This window comes from Neobacillus bataviensis (assembly GCF_019969725.1).
This window is the reverse complement of the sequence record NZ_JAHXYW010000001.1, coordinates 653,585-673,668: the sequence shown is the minus strand read 5'-3', so window position 1 is coordinate 673,668 and position 20,084 is coordinate 653,585. Positions and strand designations below refer to the sequence as shown.

General features: G+C 38.1%; 12 protein-coding genes. 10 read left to right on the top strand and 2 right to left on the bottom strand.

Annotated elements, in window-relative coordinates; translation table 11 throughout:
- Window positions 1–13: 13 nt before the first annotated feature.
- The 5 genes from LC455_RS03300 to LC455_RS03280 all read left to right on the top strand — a co-directional run bounded on the left by LC455_RS03300 (window position 14) and on the right by LC455_RS03280 (window position 6,731).
- Window positions 14–901 carry a carbohydrate ABC transporter permease gene (locus LC455_RS03300; RefSeq protein ID WP_223588153.1) on the top strand — a complete coding sequence of 296 codons (888 nt, stop codon included), beginning with the start codon at window positions 14–16 and terminating at the stop codon, window positions 899–901.
- A gap of 88 nt (window positions 902–989) precedes the next feature.
- Entirely contained in the window at window positions 990–1,598 is a 609-nt protein-coding gene (locus LC455_RS03295; protein ID WP_223588152.1) for a YesL family protein, read from the top strand.
- A 93-nt stretch (window positions 1,599–1,691) separates the two neighbouring features.
- Window positions 1,692–3,995, top strand: coding sequence for a glycoside hydrolase family 3 C-terminal domain-containing protein (locus tag LC455_RS03290; RefSeq protein WP_223588151.1), 2,304 nt, complete (start codon window positions 1,692–1,694; stop codon window positions 3,993–3,995).
- A gap of 64 nt (window positions 3,996–4,059) precedes the next feature.
- Entirely contained in the window at window positions 4,060–5,847 is a 1,788-nt protein-coding gene (uidA, locus tag LC455_RS03285) for a beta-glucuronidase (RefSeq protein ID WP_223588150.1), read from the top strand.
- A gap of 134 nt (window positions 5,848–5,981) precedes the next feature.
- Window positions 5,982–6,731 (top strand): ROK family protein, encoded by a 750-nt coding sequence (locus LC455_RS03280; RefSeq protein ID WP_223588148.1) that lies wholly within the window; start codon window positions 5,982–5,984, stop codon window positions 6,729–6,731.
- Between the two features lie 218 nt (window positions 6,732–6,949).
- On the opposite strand, the gene katG is transcribed toward LC455_RS03280, so the two are convergent.
- Entirely contained in the window at window positions 6,950–9,151 is a 2,202-nt protein-coding gene (gene katG, locus LC455_RS03275; RefSeq protein ID WP_223588147.1) for a catalase/peroxidase HPI, read from the bottom strand.
- 839 nt (window positions 9,152–9,990) lie between these two features.
- Here katG and LC455_RS03270 point away from each other — a divergent pair.
- The 5 genes from LC455_RS03270 to LC455_RS03250 all read left to right on the top strand — a co-directional run bounded on the left by LC455_RS03270 (window position 9,991) and on the right by LC455_RS03250 (window position 17,815).
- Window positions 9,991–10,254, top strand: coding sequence for an ArsR/SmtB family transcription factor (locus LC455_RS03270; protein ID WP_223588145.1), 264 nt, complete (start codon window positions 9,991–9,993; stop codon window positions 10,252–10,254).
- A gap of 75 nt (window positions 10,255–10,329) precedes the next feature.
- Complete coding sequence (locus LC455_RS03265; RefSeq protein WP_223588143.1) at window positions 10,330–11,430, top strand: alkene reductase; 1,101 nt, start codon at window positions 10,330–10,332, stop codon at window positions 11,428–11,430.
- 107 nt (window positions 11,431–11,537) lie between these two features.
- Window positions 11,538–12,728 carry an MFS transporter gene (locus tag LC455_RS03260; protein WP_223588142.1) on the top strand — a complete coding sequence of 397 codons (1,191 nt, stop codon included), beginning with the start codon at window positions 11,538–11,540 and terminating at the stop codon, window positions 12,726–12,728.
- 314 nt (window positions 12,729–13,042) lie between these two features.
- The gene (gene fbp, locus LC455_RS03255) at window positions 13,043–14,974 is read left to right on the top strand and encodes a fructose-1,6-bisphosphatase (RefSeq protein ID WP_223588140.1); all 1,932 of its coding nucleotides are present in this window, start codon (window positions 13,043–13,045) and stop codon (window positions 14,972–14,974) included.
- A gap of 504 nt (window positions 14,975–15,478) precedes the next feature.
- Window positions 15,479–17,815: a YhgE/Pip domain-containing protein gene (locus LC455_RS03250; protein WP_223588139.1), complete on the top strand. Its 2,337-nt coding sequence runs from the start codon at window positions 15,479–15,481 to the stop codon at window positions 17,813–17,815.
- 141 nt (window positions 17,816–17,956) lie between these two features.
- Here LC455_RS03250 and LC455_RS03245 read toward each other — a convergent pair whose 3' ends face one another.
- On the bottom strand, window positions 17,957–19,456 hold the full coding sequence (locus LC455_RS03245; protein WP_223588137.1) for an MFS transporter: 1,500 nt from the start codon (window positions 19,454–19,456) through the stop codon (window positions 17,957–17,959).
- Window positions 19,457–20,084 lie beyond the last annotated feature (628 nt).

Here is a 20,084-nt window from a genome sequence, read left to right as displayed (position 1 = left end):
GAGGTAAAGAAGAATGTATAAATCAGATCGAATCACACAATTGGTTTCCCATATCTTTTTAATCGTACTTGCGGCAGGCAGCATCATTCCGTTTATCATTCTTTTATCTTCTTCTCTTACAGGAGAAAAAGTCATATTGAAGGATGGTTACTCTTTTTTTCCCAGGGAATTTAGCTTTGCCGCTTATGAGTATTTATTGAATAATTCTGCAAGTATTTTAAGGGCCTACGGTATTACAATTTTCGTAACTGTATTTGGAACCGTTGTTAGTTTGGCGATAACTGCATTTTTGGCATATGCACTATCACGCCGAGATTTACCTTATAGAAATGTTTTTGCTTTCTTTGTATTCTTTACCTTATTATTCAACGGTGGGCTCGTCCCAACCTATCTTGTATACACACAAATCTTTGATTTAAAGAATACGATTTGGGCATTAATCGTACCTGGTCTGCTTATGAATGGTTTTAACGTATTATTAATGAGGACATTTTTTATAACGTCCATTCCGGAGCCTGTGATTGAATCAGCACGGATGGATGGTGCAGGTGAATTTAGGACCTTTTTCTCTATCATCCTGCCTTTATCGTTGCCCATTTTGGCAACGATCGGATTACTTCAAACGATTCATTATTGGAATGACTGGTTTAACGGTCTCATTTATATTACCGACCCACAACTTTTCAGTATCCAAAACATTTTAAACAGGATGCTTGCGGATATACAGTTTTTAGCGACAAGTGATTTGGGTTCAAACGCCAGTCAGGCAGCTTCAGAAATTCCTTCAACAGGTGTACGGATGGCGATTGCTGTTGTTGGGGTATTACCGATTTTAATTGCTTATCCATTTTTCCAAAAATACCTGGTAAAAGGAATTGCGTTAGGTTCTGTCAAAGGATGATAGTTTTTTAGAAGAATAGCCCTATATAAGGGCTATTTTCCTTAAAATTATTTATTCATAGCAGCGATACAGGAAGGAGTCATTCTTAATGGAAGGCTTTATGAACGGCATTCATCGTATTTCCGTGTGGGTTTTGAGATTAATGTATGTAAACCTGCTTTGGCTTGTCTTTACGTTTCTTGGCTTGGTTATTCTAGGTTTATTTCCTGCCACAACAGCGATGTTCGCCGTTGTCCGAAAGTGGGTAATGAAGCAGGATATTTATGTATTTCAAACATTTTGGACGGTTTATAAAAGTGAATTTATAAAAAGTAATTGGGTCGGTTTGATTCTGATCGCGTTAGGAAGTTTCCTATACTCAAATATAAAGATAATAGAAGTCATATCGATGCCTATACTCAAATTACTTTATATTCCCAATGTTATTTTGATTTTAATTTTCTTACTTACATTATTTTATATTTTTCCGGTCCTAGTACATTTCCATGTTGGGGTTAAAGGAGTCATTAAAAATGCAGTCATCCTTATGACAATTAATCCAATCGCAACCTTAATAATGGCTGTGTTTACAGGAATTTTCTTTTTTATAACATTTAAGTTTCCTGGAATAATTCCTTTTTTTAGTGGAAGTGTCCCTGCATTTTTACTAATGACTTTATGCAATTATACATTCACAAAATACCAAAAGTCGGATTAATGAAAATAGGTAGTCGTAATTCGAATAGTGGAAACAATGCCTGTGTCTTAAAATGAAATTATGAAAGCGTTAAACATTTTTAAGGAGGATTCTATGAAAAGAAATATCAAACATTTAATTGAAAAAATGACACTTGAAGAAAAGGCGAGCCTTTGCTCTGGTTTGAATTTCTGGGAACTAAAAGGGATAGCGAGATTGGGGATTCCATCCATTTTTGTTACAGATGGTCCACATGGTCTTCGTAAGCAGCAACAAAGTGCTGATCATTTAGGACTTAATGATAGTGTTCCAGCAACTTGCTTCCCATCAGCAGTTGGTCTTGCTAGTACGTGGAATCGTTCACTTATTGAAAAAGTAGGAACTGCTTTGGGCGAAGAATGTCAGGCAGAGAATGTAGCTATTCTTCTTGGTCCTGGAGCAAATATTAAACGTTCACCGCTTTGCGGAAGAAACTTTGAATATTTTTCAGAGGATCCATATCTATCTTCCGAATTGGCTGCAAGTCATATAACAGGTGTTCAAAGCGAAGGAGTGGGGACTTCCCTTAAACATTTTGCAGTCAATAACCAGGAGCATCGTCGTATGTCTGTTGATGCTATCGTTGATGAACGTACATTAAGAGAAATTTATCTTGCTAGTTTTGAAAATACAGTTAAGAAAGCACAACCTTGGACGGTAATGTGTTCCTATAACAAAGTAAATGGGACGTATGCTTCAGAAAATAAAACATTATTGACGGATATTTTAAAGGATGAATGGGGCTTTGAAGGATTTGTCGTTTCAGACTGGGGTGCCGTAAATGAGCGTGCAAAAGGGGTAGAAGCCGGATTAGATTTAGAAATGCCCTCAAGCAATGGAATTGGTGATAAGAAAATAATTGAGGCTGTAAAAAGTGGTAAGCTTTCTGAACATACTCTAGACAGGACCGTTGAGAAATTATTAAATATTATTTTTATGGCTGTTGATAACAAAAAAGAAAACGCTGTCTATGATAAAGAGGAACACCACCATTTAGCTAGAGAAGTAGCAAGAGAAAGTATGGTTTTATTAAAAAATGAGGATCAAATCCTCCCATTAAAAAAGGAAGGAAACATTGCCATCATTGGAGAATTTGCTGTAAGACCAAGATACCAAGGCGGAGGAAGCTCTCATATTAAACCTACTAAACTAGATAATATTTTTGACGAAATTGAGAAGAGTGCATCAAATGCAAATTTACTTTTTTCGCAAGGGTACGATCTAAAAACTGATTTGATCGATGATAAATTGTTAGAAGAAGCAAAAGATGCTGCGGCACGGTCAGATGTGGCAATCCTTTTTGTTGGCCTTCCGGATCGCTATGAATCAGAAGGATATGACAGGGAGCATCTGCGAATTCCGGATAATCACCGGATTTTAATAGAAGCAGTTTCGAATGTTCAACCTAATTTAGTTGTGGTATTAAGTAATGGCGCACCCATTGAAATGCCATGGCTTGGTAAAGTAAAAGGCCTGCTTGAGGGATATTTGGGAGGTCAGGCACTAGGCGGAGCGATTGCTGATTTACTTTTTGGAATTGAAAGTCCAAGTGGAAAATTAGCAGAAACGTTCCCTAAAGAATTACGTCATAATCCTTCTTACCTCAACTTCCCAGGCGAAGGAGACAAAGTAGAATACAAGGAAGGAATATTTGTCGGCTATCGCTATTATGATGCTAAAGCAATTGAACCGTTATTTCCATTTGGTTATGGTTTGAGCTATACAAGCTTTGACTATTCAAACCTTAAAATAGAAAAGTCTGAAATGGATGATACGGAAACCGTACAAGTGACGGTTACGGTGAAAAATACAGGTGAAGTGGTCGGTAAGGAAATAGTCCAGTTATATGTTCGGGATGTGGAAGGTACTGTAATCCGTCCCGAAAAAGAACTGAAGGGCTTTGAAAAGGTCGATTTACAACCAGGAGAGGAGAAAGACGTTACCTTTATCTTGGATAAAAGAGCATTTGCATATTACAACGTTGACATTCATGACTGGCATGTGGAAAGTGGTTTGTTTGAAGTGCTAGTCGGTAAGTCTTCTGCTGAAATCATTTTAAGAGGCAGTATTAAAGTGAACTCCACTGTTACTATTAAAAAATCAGTCCATAGAAATACAACAATTGGGGATCTCATCGCTGATCCAATTCTTTCACCGATTGTACAAGAGACCCTTACAAGGGCAAATGAAGGAGGCCCATTTGCAAATATGTCCGAAGACTCGGATTCGTTTGAAATGTTTCAGGCGATGATGAAATTTATGCCTTTACGTGCAATGGTTGCTTTCAATCCAGACAAATTTACTGAAGATATGTTAAACGCTCTCCTAATGCAACTGAATGAAGTTTTAGATAATGTTCAAGAAGAAGTAGCCCTATAAAACTATAAATTTAAATCAAAAATTTGATGAACATATCTATGATTTAAAAAAAAGGAGACTGAAAATGTTATATCCTATCGTTACTGAAACACGGAGTATTATTGACTTGAACGGGGTTTGGAAATTTAAACTTGATTCGGGAAATGGATTTCAGGAAAACTGGCAAAATACAAAATTAACCGAGGCTATGAGCATGGCTGTTCCCTCCTCTTTTAATGACATTGGAGTAAATGCCAATATACGCGATCATGTTGGCTGGGTTTGGTATGAACGGGAATTTTCTGTTCCGGTTATACTTCAGTCAGAACGTGTGGTATTGCGATTTGGTTCGGCAACCCATCTGGCAAAGGTATATGTCAATGGAGAGCTTGTTGTCGAGCATAAAGGTGGCTTCTTACCGTTTGAGGCAGAATTAAATAAGTATTTACAAAAAGGGAAAAATCGCTTAACAGTTGCTGTCAACAATATTGTCGATTATTCGACGTTACCGGTTGGAACAGTAATAGAAAAGGATATTCCTGGTGTTGGCAAAGTAAAACGCAATCAGCCGAATTTTGACTTTTTCAACTACTCCGGTTTGCACCGACCAGTGAAAATTTATACAACACCGACTATTTATGTTAAGGATGTAACGATTGTAACGGATATAGATGGCCAGGTTCACTATTCGATTGAGGCAGCCGGCACAGTACAAGTAAAAGTAAAGGCCATAGACGAATCTGGAAACGTAGTAGGTGAGGCAGAAGGATCTGATGGCACTATCAACATCCTAGATGTAAGGCTGTGGGAGCCTTTAAATGCCTATTTGTACACACTTCAAGTTGAGCTGGAAAAGGATGGGGAAACCGTTGATATATATGAACAGCCCTTTGGTGTTAGAACAGTAGCGGTCAAAGATGGGAAGTTCCTTATTAATAATAAGCCATTTTATTTCAAAGGCTTTGGCAGGCACGAAGATACACCGATCCATGGAAGAGGCTTTGATGAGGCCGCTAATGTGATGGATTTCAACCTGATGAAATGGACGGGAGCAAACTCCTTCCGTACAGCCCATTACCCATATTCAGAAGAAATCATGCGCCTTGCTGACCGCGAAGGTTTTGTCATCATAGATGAAGTACCTGCAGTTGGTTTGCACTTGAACATGATGGTGGTCTTTTTGGGTGGGCCTAAACGGGATACCTGGAAGGAGCTTAAAACTTTCGAGCATCATCAACAGGTGATCAAAGAACTTATCAAGCGTGACAAAAACCATCCTTCAGTGGTTATGTGGAATATAGCCAACGAAGCTGCAACGGAAGAAGAAGGTGCGTATGAATACTTTAAGCCGCTAGTCGAGCAGGCAAAAGAACTGGACCCTCAAAAACGTCCTGTAACTATTGTGACTGAAATTCAATCTTCACCTGAAAAGGATCAAATTGCGGAATTACTGGATATCCTCGCCTTTAACCGATACTACGGGTGGTATGTGGATGGCGGCGATTTAATTTCAGCTAAAGAAAAGCTTCGTGCTGAGTTTAATGGCTGGCTTAAAAGGTGCCCGAACAAACCAATTATGATGACTGAGTATGGCGCTGATACGGTAGCAGGACTACACGATGTAGAACCTGTCATGTTTACGGAAGAATATCAAGTAGCATTTTATAAAGCAAACCATGAAGTGTTTGATGAATTTGATCATTTCGTTGGTGAACAGGTATGGAACTTTGCTGATTTTGCAACTGGCCAAGGAATTGTTCGGGTTCAAGGAAACAAAAAGGGCATTTTTACGCGCGACCGGAAACCAAAATATGCTGCACATGAGCTGCGAAGACGTTGGACAGAAATACCTGATTTTCACTATAAGGGATAAAACCTAGCCTATCCTAAGCCCATAAATTGTTGTTTGATATAAATATTTTGTTTGAATAGTGATGAGCTTTATGGAAATTGGTGTTGCTGCTTATCTTAAAAAGATAAACAAAAGCTTGATCTTAAGTAAAATTATTGGGAATTCATGGAACTGTGAAGAAGGACGAAACTATCTCATTTGTTCCACATCATAAATGGTATAACAAGGACTTAAAGGGTGATTTAGAGAAAAGTGTAAATACAGCAGTTTATGTTGAAAATAATGCAAATTTATGTGCATTTGCAGAAAAAGTATTTCACTTCCATCAAAGTAACGACTCAATCAGCCTAAGTATGTATTCAGGTATAGGTCTCGGTTTTTTGTTCAACGGGGAACTGATAAAAGGGTACCATGGATTTGCAGGGGAAATGGGTCATATGATCATTTCTCCTGATGGTAAGCCTTGTAATTGCGGGAAAAACGGTTGTTGGGAGTTATATGCCTCTGAAGCCAGTTTTTTTAATAATTTTTCTGAGATAATTGATAAACCAAAATTGACCTACCAGGATATAAAAAGTCTTGTTATTGCCAGAAATTCAGCTGTTATGACTCAAATGGATGAGTATATAATGTATGTATCTATTGGTCTAAATAATATAATTAATATACTAAATCCTGAGATACTGGTGTTAAATAGTGAGTTATTGAAATTGCTTCCTGATGCCATGAACACCATTAAATTAAACTTAAAAACTTCAATTAGTAATTATAAAGAAATATTCATTTCAGATCTCGGTACGAATGCTTGCGTAATGGGCGCTTGTGCCATAGCAATAAAGAAGTTTTTAGATATTCCTGAGTTAAATTTGACAATTAAAAAGGAAGTACTGGTACCAAGTATTTAAAATGAAGATTTTTTTAGTTAACCTTCAATCATAGAGACAAAAAAATGTGACTGAGTGCCTTGGTGTCATGCAGGTATATGTGTTTTCGCCGATTTGATAGGACTTGAAGGAAGGACAGGGCAAATAAAATTAGGACCAGTTTCGGATGTAAAAAGGAGAGTGAAAGTTCACTCTCCTTAAAGTTTATTGTTATTAATTAAGTTACACGCTTTATTAATTTATTTACCAGTTAACACAGCCTTCTTCAACTTCAAGTCGAAGCGGTCAGCATTCATTACTTTCACCCATGCCGCGATAAAGTCGCGCACAAACTTCTCTTTGTTATCGTCTTGAGCATACACTTCTGCAATACCCCGGAGAACAGAGTTGGAACCGAACACGAGGTCTACTCTCGTTGCTGTCCGCACTACTTCACCTGTCTTGCGGTCACGTCCTTCATATACGCCTCCCTCTACAGGAGTCCAAGCTACTCCCATATCAAGCAAGTTAACAAAGAAGTCGTTCGTAAGTGTGCCAACACGATCTGTGAAAACTCCGTGTTTAGTGCCTCGGTAGTTAGTACCTAAAACACGCATTCCGCCAATAAGTACAGTCATTTCTGGTGCAGTTAGGTTTAAGAGTTGTGCTTTGTCTACCAGAAGCTCTTCTGGACTTACACTAAACTGCTGCTTCTGGTAGTTACGGAACCCATCAGCAACAGGCTCCAATACTTCAAAGCTTTCCGCATCCGTTTGTTTTTGTGTTGCATCGCCGCGTCCTGGAGCAAAAGGAACGGTAACATCAAAGCCCGCATTACGTGCAGCCTTTTCTACCGCAGCACTGCCACCTAGGACAATCAAATCGGCAAGGCTGACTTTCTTATCTAAAGTACTTTGAATGTCTTCGAGTACATGGAGGACTTTTGCAAGCAGCTCCGGCTGATTTACTTCCCAATCCTTCTGTGGAGCAAGACGTATGCGGGCACCATTAGCACCGCCTCGCTTATCCGAGCCGCGGAAGGTACTGGCGGAAGCCCAAGCAGTTGTGACCAGTTCGCTGACCGTAAGTCCTGAGTTCAGGATTTTTTCTTTCAGCGCAGCTACTTCTATATTTGTTAATTCATAATCGACAGTAGGTACAGGATCTTGCCAGATAAGATCTTCTTCGGGAACCTCCGAACCAAGATATCTTGCTTTAGGACCCATGTCACGGTGAGTAAGTTTGAACCAGGCACGGGCAAACACTTCGGCAAATTCTTCTGGATTTTCATGGAATCGGCGGGCAATCTTTTCGTATACCGGATCATGACGCAATGCCATATCGGCGGTGGTCATCATCGTAGGTACTTTAAGGGATGGATCTTCTGCATCGGGTGCAAGATGTTCCTCTGCAGGGTCTACCACAAGCCACTGCCATGCACCTGCAGGACTCTTTGTAAGCCACCATTCATAACCAAACAAAAGATCAAAGTAACCATTATCCCACTGTGTCGGATTAGCAGTCCAAGCACCTTCAATACCGCTGGTAATGGTATCACGGCCTTTACCGCTGCCGTTTGTGCTTAACCAGCCTAAGCCTTGCGCTTCAATCGGAGCCGCCTCCGGCTCTGGACCTACAAGGGCTGCATCTCCGGCACCGTGTGCCTTACCGAAAGTATGGCCACCAGCAATTAGAGCCACTGTTTCTTCATCGTTCATTCCCATACGTGCAAAGGTTTCGCGAATGTCACGAGCGCTTGCAAGGGGATCTGGTTTGCCATTTGGACCTTCAGGGTTAACATAGATAAGCCCCATTTGTACGGCAGCCAGTGGATTTTCAAGATCACGATCTCCTGTGTATCGTTTATCTCCAAGCCATTCAGTTTCAGTACCCCAGTAAATATCTTCTTCTGGATGCCAAATGTCAGCGCGTCCTGCTCCAAAACCAAATGTCTTACCACCCATGGATTCTATTGCGACATTACCTGTTAGAACGAACAAGTCAGCCCAGGAAATCTTGTTTCCATACTTTTGCTTAATTGGCCATAGCAGTCGACGGGCCTTATCAAGGTTCCCGTTATCCGGCCAACTGTTAAGAGGAGCAAAACGTTGGTTACCCGTTCCAGCACCACCGCGGCCATCGCCTGTCCGATATGTACCTGCAGCGTGCCAAGCCATACGGATAAAGAACGGTCCATAATGGCCATAGTCAGCAGGCCACCAATCTTGACTGTCTGTCATGAGCTCGCGGAGATCTTGCTTAAGCGCATTGTAGTCTAACTTTTTAAATTCCTCTGCATAATCAAATTCTTCTCCCATAGGGTTTGATTTTCTGTCATGCTGATGGAGAATGTTTAAGTTCAACTGATTTGGCCACCAATCCCGGTTTGATGTACCACTAGATTTTGTACTAGTAGCGCTGCCGTGAAACGGGCACTTTCCAATGTTACCATTTTCTTGCATTCGTTTTGCTCCTCCCGCATTGTATTAATTTAGTAGAGAAAAATTTTTCCTCCAGAACTATAAACTAGAAAATATTCCCCAAATATAATTTTATTAAACTATTGTTTATTTTGAAAGAAATATCTTCCTGTGAGAATAATATATGATTGTTAACGAGGGAAAAATGTCATTTCTTTTCAACTACTGGTGCAGGCTTTCAATTCATGATTAAAATAGGAATGTCCCGGTAAAATGATTTGACACTCTTTGAACAAGGAGCAAGATGAAACAATAGGATGGCTGAGCATATTTATTCTTTGAAATAGGAGTAAAACTAGCACTTAAACACCACTCCCCACATGGTAATTCCGAAATCGGCGATAGCATTCCACTTTCCTTGCAGCAATTTTTTGCAAGATTAACTGAGTGCGCAAGTCTAAATAGATAAATATTTATTTTATTCGCTAATCAATATCTTAGCGGAATTTTTTATTTGCAATGGAGTACTGTTTGTCACCTACCACTTTTACCAGAAACAACCTTTGGATGTACTCCTTGCTGCATCATTAATGTCGCATGGGTGTGTCTTAGATCATGGAACCTAATATAGGTAAGCCGCTTTTGTTTACCATCTTACGATAATTCCTTGCTATTTCGGTTGTTGAAATGGTTTACCGTTTTTTGAGCAAATACTAAAACAAGATCATTATAATCAGAGTCAAATAATAATTTATTTTGTAATAGCAAAACAGCCTTTGAATTAAAAAATGGAAAAGCAATCACTTGACAGAGCATCTTTAATTAAATACAATATTTCTAGAAATACTGAAATAAAGATTGCTGAAAGGAGGTTTTTATCGGTGAATGATGATATTGCAGTAAAAGTCTATAAGGCACTAGGTGAATCGACTCGTTTACAAATCGTAAAATTACTTGCTCAACAATCAGAGTTAGCATGCCTGGAAATGGCAAATCAATTAAAAGTCCCTGCCAATTCAACATTGACACATCATTTAAAACCATTACTCGATTGCGGATTATTAGCCGTTCGCAGAGAGGGAACCTTCAGATATTACAGTTTACAACGAGAAGTCCTTGCACAATATGCTCCCGCTTTACTTTAATGTTAAAGCGGATTAATTTTTAAATCAATTTCAGTATTTATAGAAATACCGAATAAATGAACGGGGGAAAAAAATATGGCTCAAATTATCAGAGAAACAAATTCTTGGGGAAATTTAAAAAATGGTTTAGAAAGTAAATTGTTTGAACCGATTAAAATCGGTGCTTTGAATTTACGCTCTCGTATCGCAATGGCTCCGTTAACAAGATCCTTTGCAGATAATCAAACGGGCGTAGTAGGAGAGGATATTGTTGAATATTACCGAAAACGTGCTGCCGATGGAATTGGCTTAATCATTTCAGAAGGAACGGTCATTAGTCCTCGTGGCAAAGGCTATCCTGGAATTCCAGGCATTTATTCAGACGAACAAATTAAAGGATGGAAAAAAGTAACGGATGCTGTGCATAAAGAGGGAGGCACAATGATCGCTCAAATATGGCATGTTGGTCGTTTATCTCATCACGAGCTTGCTGGAAATCTGCCTCCACAAGCACCATCAGTTATTCCAGCAGAAGGCCTTGTCTCACGTTTCCGTAAGCCATATGATGTTCCGGAAGAAATGACAATTGAAGATATTAATGAAGTCATCAATCAATATGCGCAAGCTGCGAAAAATGCAATAGCAGCAGGTTTTGACGGTGTGGAAATTCATGGTGCCCACGGATACCTGATTGACCAATTTAATTCAGATATAACAAATCATCGTACAGACAAATATGGTGGTGACCTTGCTCAAAGATTAACGTTCATGAAGGAAGTAATTAAAGCAGTTATCGATGCAATCGGTACAGAACGAACAATGATCCGATTCTCTGCTCATAAAGCCGATATTCCAAATTACATGTGGGAAGATCCAGAAATGGCTATTCGTACATTTGTTGAGGCATTTAAGGAAGCGGGTGCAACCATGATTCACCCATCGATTATGCAATTTGATCGAGTGCTTGCAGATGGGAAAACGATGCATCAATTAGTCCGAAAATACTGGGATGGTGTCATTATTGGGGTAGGTACATTAAATCCAGAAATGGCGAATCATGCGATTGAAGAAGGAATAATTGATGTCGCTGCTTTCGGACGTCCATTGATTTCTAATCCTGATTTTATTCATCGTTTAAAAAATGGTGAAGAATTGGAAGTTTACGATGCTAAGAAGCATCTTAATACATTAATTTAAAGCATTAGAATAGAAAGAAGCTTAAAATAGCTTCTTTCATTTTGACTACTATTTCAGTGTTTATAGAAATATAGAAATTTAAAGTGATATTGAGGAGAAAATTTCAAATGTCAAATACAACAAAGATTTATATTTTAGCATTGATAAGTTTTTTAGTTGGCACTTCGCAATACATCATCGCAGGTATTTTGGATAAAATGGCAGATGCTCTAGGAGTGTCAATTGGAGCGGCTGGTCAATTAATAACAGTCTTTTCATTAGCCTATGCAATTGGTACACCTATATTAATGGTATTAACGGCTAAAATCGAAAGACGTAAATTACTAATCTATACGTTATTTGTTTTTATTGTAGGAAATTTACTTTCAGTGATTGTTCCAGGATATGGATTCTTTATGATTGCTCGCATTATTATGGCTTTAAGTACAGGTGTAGCGGTCGTTACAGTTTTAAGTATCGCAGCAAAGATTGCACCTGCTAATAAAAAGGCAAGTTCTATTGCAACAGTTGTCATGGGATTTACCGCATCATTAATCATTGGCGTTCCTATTGGACGTTTTATTACCTCCACGTATGGCTGGAAATTTGTATTTATCGGTATCGCATTATTAGTTTTACTTGTCATTTTTATTGTTTTAAATACAATACCAAAAATGAATGGTGAGGCTTCCATCCCTTTAACGAGACAAATTGCTATGTTCAAAAAACCAAAAATTGCTTTAGCTTTATCAATCACCTTCTTTTTAATGACAGGGTACGGGATTATTTTTACTTATTTATCTCCATTCCTTGTAAATACTGTAGGTATGAGTGATCATCTTTTAAGTATTACATTACTTGTTCTTGGAGTTGCAAGCTTATTTGGTTCTAAACTAGGTGGATTAAGTGCAGATAAAAGAGGCGTAATTTTTACATTAAAAAGAGGGTTACTTGTAAATGTAACATCTTTAGTCGTGCTTTCATTCATATCACATTCAATTATTGCAGTATTTATTTTATTGACAGTCTGGTCATTTGCAGGCTGGTCATCAGGTGCAACTCAGCAATATAATTTGGCAACGATATCACCTGAATCCTCAGATGTATTGCTGGGTCTGAACCAATCGATGATGCAATTAGGTTTTGCGGTTGGTGCCGGTTTAGGTGGAGTAATTGTGGGGCAAATATCATTATCTTCCATTACATGGTTTAGTGCGTTAAGTATTGTGTTTGCAAGTATTACAACATTTGGATTATCACGTTTCTTAAATAATAAAAAGGTAATCAACCAAGATTTTGCGGCACAACAGAGAGCTTGATCAAATTGTCGTTTGTTACCCTAACTATGGGAAAAAGTTATATCATGGTAACAAATCTTATTAGTAAAATAAAATCATACTAAATTCTAGTCCAAAAGAGGGGAATATTCTCCTCTTTTTATTTAGGTAATGAGTTTACGCAAAGATTAACGATTTTTATTCTTATATCCTATATGTGGTTTTTTGATCTGTTGACAGAGAGATTCTAAATAGTAAAATAACTATTATTTAAGTTTTGTCTGATAATATTAATAATTAATCTCAATTTATTAGATAGAAATTGAATGGTGAATTTTGAAAGGGGATACATGATTTTGAACTCAAAATATCTAGATTTACTTGTCCAAAAATATGATTGTGAAGAAAAAGTGGTAACTGAAATTATTAATCTGGAAGCCATTCTTAATTTACCAAAGGGGACAGAACATTTTGTCAGTGATTTACATGGGGAGTATCAAGCTTTTCAACATGTGTTAAGAAATGGTTCAGGAAATGTAAAAGAGAAAATCAGGGACTTGTTTCAAGATGTTTTATTTGAAAAAGAAATTAATGAATTTGCGACATTAGTTTATTATCCTGAAGAAAAGTTAAAATTAATGAAAAATCATTTTGGCAATGAACAAGAATTAAACCAATGGTATATAGTAATCATCGAGCGGATGATAAGGCTTATTTCTAAAGCTTCCTCCAAATATACACGTTCGAAATTACGAAAAGCATTGCCGAGTCAGTTTGTGTTTATAATAGAAGAACTGCTATACAAAACGAATCAATCTACAAATAAGGAGCGATATTATACAGAAATTGTCCAGCAGATCATCTCCTTAGGTCAAGCTGATAAACTCATAACAGGACTTGCGTATACAACCCAGAGATTGGTTGTCGATCATCTTCATGTAGTTGGGGATATTTATGATCGTGGACCCGAACCTGATAAAATCATGGATACTCTGATTAATTATCATTCCGTTGATATTCAGTGGGGAAACCATGATGTACTATGGCTAGGCGCTTTTGCTGGTTCAATGGTTTGTCTCGCTAATATCATTCGTATCTGCGCAAGATACGACAATCTGGATATTATTGAAGATATATATGGAATCAATCTCAGACCCCTGCTGAATCTTGCGGAGAAATACTATGAGGACAATCCAGCTTTCAGACCTAAGGTACATTCAGATAAGAAACAATCTGATCATGAAAAATTACAAATAACGAAAATTCATCAAGCAATTGCGATGATTCAGTTCAAACTCGAAATGCCTATTATAAAGAGACGCCCGTATTTTAATATGTCAGAAAGGCTTTTGCTTGAGAAAATTGATTATGACAAGAACGAAATAACGATTTATGGGAAAACCTACCCTCTAAAAAATATTTGCTTTGCAACGGTAAATCCAGAGCAGCCGGATCAATTATTAGAAGAAGAAAAGCAGGTTATAGAAAGATTATTATTTTCAGTCCAGCATTCAGAAAAGCTGGCCAGACATATGAATTTCCTTATGAAGAAAGGGAGTCTGTATTTAAAATATAACGGGAACCTATTAATACATGGTTGTATTCCTTTAGATGAAAAAGGGAATATGGAAAAAATGGTTATTGAAAATAAAACTTATTCAGGCCGTGATTTACTTGATGTTTTTGAACATTATTTACGGCATGCTTTTGCACATCCCGAAGAGACAGATGATCTTGCGACAGATATGGTCTGGTATTTATGGACAGGAGAATATTCATCACTCTTTGGTAAAAGAGAAATGACAACTTTTGAGAGGTACTTTATTAAGGACAAGGCAACCCATAGAGAGAGAAAGAACCCATACTACCATTTACGTGAAAATGAAGAAATATGCCGCAAAATCCTAACAGAATTTGATCTGAATCCTGACCAGGGTCATATTATAAATGGCCATACACCTGTTAAAGAAATTGAGGGAGAAAATCCAATTAAAGCAAATGGTAGGATGATCGTGATCGATGGAGGTTTCTCCAAAGCTTATCAATCAACAACAGGTATAGCAGGATATACGTTACTGTATAATTCCTACGGTATGCAACTGGTCGCCCATAAGCATTTTAATTCAAAAGAAGATGTTTTGCTTAACGGGACAGATGTTTTATCCATAAAAAGATTGGTGGATAAAGAATTAAAGAGAAAAAAGGTTAAAGAAACGAATGTTGGAGAGAAATTATTACAGGAAATCTCTATTTTGAATAATCTGAGAGAATATCGCTATATGAATTGATCATCAATTAGGATATGTTTGATAAATTGGGGAGAGCTTTAAATAAGGAGAGTGGCCTATTCCTATTGGAGTCCTCTCTCCTTATTTAGGTTGTTCTGTGAACTGGAAAAGGTTTCAAAAAATCACGGAAATTGTTCCATTTCATGCGACACGAATTCGAGTTTTGAAAGAATCGTTTAATTTAAATCTAAAATGTCATTATGGATATCAATTATTATCGTTCATTTCATGGTAATTAATGTTTATCTTTTTTCTCATCTTACAATCCTTTAAAAAAGTTTTCTCTTTATAGGACCCTTTTATAATTTTCCTCAGTGATCTTATGAAATGTTTTTTTAAACAAAAATGTTGAACCCCAATAATAAGATGTGATATAGTCATTTTATCAAAAATGACTAAAATACTAAAATGGTCAACAAGTAGTGAGGATTTTTTTAGAATCGAATGACCAAATGAGAGTATTAGTCATTTTATGAAAAAAGACATATTTTAGGGGTGAACAACATGAAAGCTTTTGCAAATATGAAAAGCGAATTTCTAAAAATTATTCGTACGCGCAAATTGCTTATCGCCATTATCGGTGTGATGATGATTCCTGTCCTATACAGCGCAACCTACCTGTGGGCATTTTGGGATCCATATGCCCATTTGGACAGAATGCCAGTGGCGATTGTTAATAATGACAAGGGTGCCAGATACAATGGAGAGCAGTTGGCCATTGGTAAGGATTTAGTTGATAACTTGAAAGAGAAGAAAACATTTAATTGGGACTTTGTCAGTGAAAATAAAGCAAAGCATGGCTTGAAGAATCAAGATTATTATTTGATGATTGAAATTCCTGAAGATTTTTCAAAAAATGCAACGACGTTACAAAGCACCAATCCACAGAAACTAAATCTGGTCTATACCGTAAATGAAGGCAATAACTATCTATCATCGAAAATCGGTGATTCAGCCATTGAAAAAATTAAGGAGGAAGTGGCGGCCTCGGTTACGAAGACGTATGCGGAATCCATGTTTGATAGTTTAAAAGATGTAGCTGGTGGGTTGAAAAAAGCAAGTAACGGTGCAGGTGAACTTTATAACGGAATCGCTGAAGCCAAAGATGGTACCGGCAGCCTAGCGGATGGAATTGCATCTGCTGACAGCGGTGCAGAAAAGTTAGCAAATGGCGCTAAATCAGTTGATTCCGGCGCCAAGTCAATCAAGCAAAAACTTGAAACATTGGCAGCTAAATCGGTTGCTTTTTCAGATGGGGTAGTATCTGCTTCAAATGGTTCAGAGCAGATTCATAACGGATTACAACAATTTAATACTGTCCTGACGCAAATGAAAGACGGGAACACTAAGCTGTTAGCAGGTGCAAACCAAGCGGAAGCTGGCACAAAGCAATTGTCTGATGGCTTAGCATCAGCTGCAGAAAGTCTGCCTGAACTTGAGAAAGGATCAAAGCAGCTTTCAGAAGGTTCTTCACAGCTGTCTGCTTCCTTAGAACAATGGGAGGCAGGAGCAGTTAAAGCAAAGTCCGGTGCTGATTCAGTAAGCCTTGGGCTGAAGCAATTGCTTGATCAAGTAAATGCCATGTCAGATAGTACGATTGATCCTACCGAGAAGGAAAAACTGATTAATAGCTTGAACCAATTATCGGACGGAAACCAGCAGGTTGTTTCTGGCGTAGGTGACTTGGCAAAGAGTGCCGGGCAAATAGAGCAAGGCTCTGATTCATTAGCAGATGGTGCTGATCAGTTAAACCAAGGACAGCAGAAATTGGCTAATGGTATCAACCAATTATCAGGCGGGGCGAAACAGGTAGTAACTGGCCAAGAACAGTTAACTCAAGGTCTTGCCCAGTTTGGTTCGAATTTAGATGAAGCACAAAAAGGATTCAGTCAAATTAAAAGTGGCTCAAGCAGCCTTACATCTGGGTTAGGTCAATTGGCATCCAGCTCTGTTCTTATGAAAGATGGAACGAATAAGCTGGCACAGGGAGCGACTCAATTAACCACAGGTACCAATTCCCTTTATAGGGGTGAAACTGACCTAAAGGACGGAATGACCAGTCTTGCAAATGGCTCGACTGATTTAAAGGAAGGAATGGCTAAACTTACAGATGGCTCAATGGAATTGAGTAATCAATTAAGTGACGGGGCAAAAGATGCCAGTGATGTAAAGGCCAACAACATCGTATATGATATGTTTGCAAAGCCAGTCAATGTTAAAGATTACAAAATGAACCAAGTTCCAAACTACGGCAGCGGATTGGCGCCTTATTTCTTGGCATTAAGTCTATTCGTTGGTGCTCTGATGCTTTCCGTTATTTTTCCAATGTATAAACCAGCCACAGAACCGAAGAACGGAATTAGCTGGTTTCTCGGAAAAGCCGGTGTTATTTTAGCAGTAGGAATTGCTCAGGCATTAATCGCGGATGCGGTGCTGCTCATGGGACTGGGGCTCGAAGTGAAGAGTGTTCCTTACTTTATTATGTTTAGTATCTTTACTAGCTGGACATTCATGGCTATTATTCATTTCCTTGTTGCGGTTCTTGATAATCCTGGACGCTTTATTGCTGTTATTATCTTGATCTTACAATTAACATCCAGTGCAGGAACGTTCCCGATAGAACTTAGTCCGAAATTCCTGCAAACGATCAATCATTATTTGCCGATGAGCTATTCGGTTTCTGGTTTTAGGGCGATTATTTCAACTGGAGACTTCGGTTTTATGTGGGAGAACATTGCGCATATTGCTATATTCCTTGTTTTATTCCTGGCTGCTACATTAACATTTTTTATAGCGAAATTTAAACGGCAGCAAGGGCATCTGAATTTACAGGAACAATAACTTTCATTTTTTTGAGGCAGGACCATTGTGGTCCGCCTCTTTTTTATAGGTAAAGTATATGTGTAATTGAAATGATAAACATTAACAAAAAGAAAAACTCGTGAACTTTTATGTTCACGAGTTTTAATGCTAATATCTTATTCAGCTGATTTTTGCTTTGGCACGAGAAGCATCGAGCTGCTTATTGATATCTTCGACGTCTTTATCTGAAAGAGGGTAAAGAGCCATAACAATCATCGAAACGATAGCAAGCGCTGCAGGAATCCAGATAGCTGTTATATTGATACCGGAAAGAGCACTAGCTGTTTGCTTCACCGCATTTCCATTGAAGCCGTAGGCAGCAAGGAACCAGAGCGGAATGGCACCACCAAGAGTGAAGCCAATCTTGAAGAAGAGACCCATGATAGCGTTGATGATAGCAGCGTTACGTTTGCCAGACTTCATTTCACCATATGAGACAACTTCAGGAACGAGTGCCCACATGAAACCTGTTGCTGAAGTGAGACCCCATTGTTTGATGAAGGTTGAAACATAAGCAAGGAAGAGTGAATCGTGCATGCCATCTAACGACCATATCCAAGTAAGGATTTCACCAACAACAAACATACCAAGGAAGAAATGGAAGAATCCCTTTTTACCAAAGATTTTCCTCAATTTTGGCCAGAAGACTGGGAAAGCGATACCAGGGATAGAGGCGATGAGACCTACTGCACCCATCCAGTCTGAGTGGTTGACCGTGTATTGGTTAAAGAATCCATTCACTGTGTTCATGAAGAACATGAAGGTGAATGCAAGCATAAAGAAGAAACCAAGAATAACGAGTGGTTTGTTGTTCTTCAATTCAAGGAACAGGTCGGTAGCTTTCACTTTGGCAGATTGTTCCCTAGTAGCGACAACGCGTTCTTTTGTGAGACGGTAGCAGAAGAACAAAGCCACAGCGCCAAGTATCATGTAAACCATGTAAACCCAAAACCAAGCATGACTTGCAGATGCATCCGTATAAGTACCCATGTTGATTTTTAGACCGAAGAAACCTGTGTCTTTGAGTGAGCGGTCTTTTGGTGCTGCCATTTGGACAAACATTGGAAACAGTGTGTAAACCAAGAGGTTAGCAATGTTAGCCAGCATCATACGAGTAGTTGTGATTTTATCTACGGATTCAGGGTCACGTGTCAGTGAAGCATTTAGCGAACCGTAAGGAATATTGACGACAGAATAAACCAAGTCGAGCAAGAAGTAAGTGATAAAGGCAATTGGCACTGAACCACGAATTGCTGGAAATGGAACAAAGAGCATCGCTGCTAAGATAACAAGTGGAATACCTGCAATCAGAAGCCAAGGACGATATTTTCCGTTTTTGAAAGTATGTCTATCGACGAAGGTACCAACCATTGGATCCCAGAATACGTTGACGATACGGACAAACAAGAAGATGAATCCAGCTGCTGCTGTACCTATGGCATTAACGGTAGTAAGATAGAGAGCCAGAAACCCTCCGACTGTACCAAATACGAGGTTTTGGGCAAAGTCCCCGAGACCGTAACCGATACGTTCAGAAAGGTTGAGCTTATGATACTCGTTTTGTTGAATGTTTTGTGTGTTTTCGTTCATTTGTTGAACTGTTGATTCCCTTAAAGCCATATCATAGATCTCCTTTTTAGTTAAATTTCAAATCGATTTATCCGCTTACATTTTAGACATTGGTAAAATCGTTTATTTGAAAGTATGAGCCTCTCGATTTTTTATAGATAAAAAATTAGGGGTAACCGCTTTCAGTGGTGGTTAAAAAATTTAGAAACCCTTTAAGCCAATCCGTGTAAAAATCGGTAAATACTTTATAAAGTGGATTGTTGCATTCAACACCTAACTAAAAATATTCCCATATAAGGAATCTCTTATTTGATGAAAATAATCATTTGTTCACTTAGTTTGTTTTCATAAATAAACTAACAATATGTTTATACTAAATTAAAATATCCTAAACAAAACTTAAAATCTGGAAAACTTTAAATATATTGCGTTTAAAGCTGTTTTCACCTCTTTAACTATTAATTAAAATTTGAAATCGTCTACATTTTTTATCGTCTAAAAATCAAAACCATTCTAAACTTAGTTTGTTTATAGGATAAACTAAGTTGTGATTTAATGCTAACACATATGTTTAAAATGAACAATATATAAATTTGTGAATTTTTGCGATATAATAAAAACAATCAAATAAAGGAATAGGCACTTCGTTTGAATTGGAAAACAAATAAAGAGAGGAGGA

Excerpts from the sequence above, each read along its gene's own strand:
- LC455_RS03290 (WP_223588151.1), top strand. The coding sequence starts at position 1,692 with ATGAAAAGAAATATCAAACATTTAATTGAAAAAATGACACTTGAAGAA.
- LC455_RS03245 (WP_223588137.1), bottom strand. The coding sequence starts at position 19,456 with ATGGCTTTAAGGGAATCAACAGTTCAACAAATGAACGAAAACACACAA.
- LC455_RS03300 (WP_223588153.1), top strand. The coding sequence starts at position 14 with ATGTATAAATCAGATCGAATCACACAATTGGTTTCCCATATCTTTTTA.
- LC455_RS03295 (WP_223588152.1), top strand. The coding sequence starts at position 990 with ATGGAAGGCTTTATGAACGGCATTCATCGTATTTCCGTGTGGGTTTTG.
- LC455_RS03250 (WP_223588139.1), top strand. The coding sequence starts at position 15,479 with ATGAAAGCTTTTGCAAATATGAAAAGCGAATTTCTAAAAATTATTCGT.
- uidA (WP_223588150.1), top strand. The coding sequence starts at position 4,060 with ATGTTATATCCTATCGTTACTGAAACACGGAGTATTATTGACTTGAAC.
- LC455_RS03265 (WP_223588143.1), top strand. The coding sequence starts at position 10,330 with ATGGCTCAAATTATCAGAGAAACAAATTCTTGGGGAAATTTAAAAAAT.
- katG (WP_223588147.1), bottom strand. The coding sequence starts at position 9,151 with ATGCAAGAAAATGGTAACATTGGAAAGTGCCCGTTTCACGGCAGCGCT.
- LC455_RS03260 (WP_223588142.1), top strand. The coding sequence starts at position 11,538 with ATGTCAAATACAACAAAGATTTATATTTTAGCATTGATAAGTTTTTTA.